Source organism: Azospirillum sp. TSH20, from assembly GCF_003115935.1.
In the GTDB taxonomy this organism is placed as follows: Bacteria; Pseudomonadota; Alphaproteobacteria; order Azospirillales; family Azospirillaceae; genus Azospirillum.
The window spans coordinates 1-3,923 of the sequence record NZ_LGQU01000129.1 but is presented as its reverse complement, the minus strand read 5'-3'; the positions used below and the strand labels follow the sequence as shown (position 1 = coordinate 3,923).

General features: G+C 71.4%; 3 protein-coding genes and 1 pseudogene. All 4 read left to right on the top strand.

Features of this window, described 5'->3' with window-relative positions:
- A pseudogene (locus TSH20_RS29680) lies at positions 1 to 497 on the top strand (glycosyltransferase); the annotation flags it as partial.
- A 109-nt stretch (positions 498 to 606) separates the two neighbouring features.
- A complete protein-coding gene (locus tag TSH20_RS29675) occupies positions 607 to 1,944 on the top strand; it encodes a sorbosone dehydrogenase family protein (RefSeq protein WP_199232109.1) in 1,338 nt (445 codons plus the stop codon).
- A gap of 42 nt (positions 1,945 to 1,986) precedes the next feature.
- The gene (locus TSH20_RS29670) at positions 1,987 to 3,114 is read left to right on the top strand and encodes a cysteine desulfurase family protein (protein WP_109157236.1); all 1,128 of its coding nucleotides are present in this window, start codon (positions 1,987 to 1,989) and stop codon (positions 3,112 to 3,114) included.
- A gap of 86 nt (positions 3,115 to 3,200) precedes the next feature.
- Entirely contained in the window at positions 3,201 to 3,872 is a 672-nt protein-coding gene (locus TSH20_RS29665) for a hypothetical protein (RefSeq protein WP_109157237.1), read from the top strand.
- Positions 3,873 to 3,923: the final 51 nt, after the last annotated feature.

Here is a 3,923-nt window from a genome sequence, read left to right as displayed (position 1 = left end):
GGCGGGTGCCGGACTCCCGCCTGCTGATGAAGACCAAGGCGCTGTCCTGTCCCGCCACCGCCGATCTGTGGCGCGGCCGGCTGGCCGCCGCCGGCATCGATCCCGGCCGGGTGACGATGGTCGGCGCCACCAACAGCCTGGACCACATGCGGCGCTGCGCGTCGGTCGACGTGGCGCTCGACCCCTTCCCGTTTTCGGGCAGCACCACGACGCTGGAGACGATGTGGATGGGCGTGCCGGTCGTCACCCTGCCGGGGGAGACCTTCTCCAGCCGCCATTCGCTGGCCTTCCTGACCGTGGCGGGGGTGGAGGGCTGCATCGCTTCCGACCCGGCCGACTATGTGGACCGCGCCGTCGCCTGGGCGTCCGACCCGCAGCGGCTGGCGGAACTGCGCCGAACCTTGCGCAGCCGCATGGCAGCCGGCCCGCTGTGCGACGGCAACCGGCTGGCCGCCGCCCTGGCGGCGGGGCTGCGGGCGCTGACCCTCGCGCACTGAACACTGCGGCGGAACCAACGCGCCGAAACCGCCGTTGACCGTGGGTACTCCCTCCACGCCCACAGACGCGGGATTTCGGCGCATGCACAGCACCATACGGCCAGCCCTCATGCTTTCCGCGACGGTCGCGGTCCTGTCGCTCGCCAGCTGCGGCGATCAGGCGACGCTGCCGGTGTCGGCCGGCACCGGTCCCAACCCGACCCTGCCGGAACCGAAATCCTCGCTGATCCCCACCGTCAACATCGCCGACGCCGTCGGCTGGCCGCAGGGAACGCAGCCGGTCGCGGCCCAGGGGCTGAGCATCACCCCCTTCGCCACCGGGCTGGACCATCCTCGCTGGCTGCTGGCTCTGCCCAACGGCGACATCCTGGTGGCGGAGACCAACGCCCCGCCGAAGCCGGAGGACGGCAAGGGCATCAAGGGCTGGGTGATGGGGCTGGTGATGGGCAAGGCCGGCGCCAAGACGCCCAGCGCCGACCGCATCACCCTGCTGCGCGACACAGACGGCGACGGCAAGGCCGATGTCCGCGAACCCTTCCTGCAGGGGCTCTATTCGCCATTCGGCATGGCGCTGGTCGGCAACGACCTCTACATCGCCAACACCGACGCGGTGGTGAAGGTCCCCTACAAGGAGGGCGACACGAAGATCACCGCCAAGCCGGTGAAGGTCGTCGACCTGCCGGCCGGGCCGATCAACCACCATTGGACCAAGAACATCATCGCCAGCCGCGACGGCGGCAAGCTCTACGCCACCGTCGGCTCCAACAGCAATGTCGGCGAGAACGGGATGGAGGCGGAGCAGGGCCGCGCCGCCATCTGGGAGATCGACCTGAAGACCGGCGCGCACCGCATCTTCGCGTCGGGCCTGCGCAATCCCAACGGCATGGACTGGAATCCGGTGACCGGCGAGCTGTGGACCGCCGTCAACGAGCGCGACGAGATCGGCAGCGACCTCGTTCCCGACTACATGACCTCGGTGAAGGACGGCGGTTTCTACGGCTGGCCCTACAGCTACTACGGCCAGCATGTCGACCAGCGGGTGGAGCCGCAGCGCCCCGACCTCGTCGCCAAGGCGATCCCGCCCGACTATGCGCTGGGCCCGCACACCGCCTCGCTCGGCTTCACCTTCTCCCGTCAGGGCGAGTTGCCGCCGAACCTGCAGCAGGGCGCCTTCATCGGCCAGCACGGATCGTGGAACCGCGAGCCGGCCAGCGGCTACAAGGTGATCTTCGTGCCCTTCCGGAACGGCAAGCCGTCGGGCGACCCGGTGGACGTGCTGGCCGGCTTCCTCGACAAGGACGGCAAGGCTCAGGGCCGCCCGGTCGGCGTCACGTTGGACGGCAAGGGCGCGCTGCTGGTCGCCGACGATGTCGGCAATGCCGTCTGGCGCGTCAGCGGCAGCAGTGCCGCGCAGTCTGCGGAGCGGCCGGACCAGCCGGCGCAGTAACGCCCCTCCCCTTCCGCCGCCGATGGCGCGATACTGTGCGCCATGATCTATCTCGACCATCTGGCCTCGACGCCGCTCGACCCGCAGGTGCTGGAGGCGATGCTGCCCTGGATGCGGCCCGAGGCTGCCGGCAACCCGCATGCCGCCCATTCGGCCGGCTGGCGCGCCGGCGACGCCATCGCGCAGGCGCGGGCGGAGGTCGCGGCCCTGGTGGGCGCGCAGCCGGGCGAGGTGGTCTTCACCTCCGGCGCCACCGAGGCCAACACGCTGGCGCTGCTGGGCGGCGTTCCGGCGGGCGGCGGCTGCGTCGTCTCGGCGGTGGAGCATGCCAGCGTGCTGGGCTGCCTGCCGGAGTTGCGGCGGCGCGGCCACGCGGTGGCGATCCTGCCGGTGGACGCCGACGGCCGGGTCGATCCCGCCGCCTTGGACGACGCCCTGGCCGGTTTGCCGACACCGGCGCTGGTATCGGTGATGGCCGCCAACAACGAGGTCGGAACGATCCAGCCGCTGGCCGAACTGGCGGCGGTGGCGGCGCGCCACGGCGCGACGATGCATAGCGACGCGGTGCAGGCCCTCGGCACCCGCGCCCTCGACATGGCGGCTCTCGGGATCCACGGCCTCAGCCTGTCGGGACACAAGCTGTATGGACCGATGGGGATCGGCGCCCTGATCGTCCGCCGCCCCTTCCGGCCGGTTCCGGCTTCGCCCGGCGGCGGGCAGCAGCGCGGCCTGCGCGGCGGAACCTTGCCGACGCCGCTCTGCGTCGGGTTGGGTGTCGCCTGCCGGCTGGCCCGCGAACGGCGGGAGGAGGATGCCCGGCGCATCGGCGAATTGCGCGACCGGCTGTGGCAACGGCTGCAGAGTCGCCTGCCCGGCATCCGCCGCAATGGCGCGGCGGATGGACTGGCCGGTTGCCTGAACGTCACCATTCCAGGCATCGACGCCGCCGACCGACTGCTGGATCTGCCGGAGCTTGCCGTCGCCACCGGCTCCGCCTGCCACAGCGGGGCGAGCGAGGCGTCGCATGTGCTGCTGGCGCTCGGTCTCTCCGTCATGGATGCCCATGCCAGCCTGCGGTTCGGCCTTGGCCGTGGCACGACGGCGGCGGAGGTGGACGAGGCGGCCGACCGGCTGGCCGCCGCGCTGGGTTCGGCGGAGCCAAGGGAATGAATCACCGGGTCTGAGCGTCTTCATCCAACTGGCTCTGCCAGCGAGGTCCATCCCGGCCACAAAACAAACAGCAACGGAGGAAACCCATGATCAGTGCAAGCGTCCGGATCGCTGCGGCGGCCGCCTTCCTGTTGGCGATCCCGGGGGCTGCGGCGGCGCAGCAGGCCGGCCCGTCCGCCATGACGTTCTTCGTCACCAGCGTCGGCGCCGGCAAGGGAGCCGATCTCGGCGGGCTGAGCGGCGCCGACCGGCATTGCCAGCAGCTGGCCCAGGCCGCGGGCGCCGGCAACCACACATGGCGGGCCTATCTCAGCACCCAGGCCGCCGATGGGCAGCCGGCGGTCAACGCGCGCGACCGCATCGGCAAGGGCCCCTGGCAGAACGCCAAGGGCGACGTGATCGCCCGCTCGGTCGAAGAGCTGCACGGGACCAACGCCCTGACCAAGCAGACGGCGTTGAACGAGAAGGGAGAAACGATCAACGGCCGCGGCGACCAGCCCAACACGCACGACATCCTGACCGGGTCGCAGCCGGACGGCACCGCCTTCCCCGCCGGCCAGGACATGACCTGCGGCAACTGGACCAGGAGCGGCACCGAGGGCGCCGCCATGCTCGGCCACCATGACCGCATGGGCCTGGACGAGCAGCCGCCGGCGAAATCCTGGAACTCGTCGCACGCCTCGCGCGGCGGCTGCAGCCAGGATGCGCTGAAGAGCACCGGCGGCGCCGGACTGCTCTATTGCTTCGCGGCGAACTGAACGGATCATCTCTCGTAATGGCGGGGGGGGGGGGCCCCTCCCCCCCCCCTC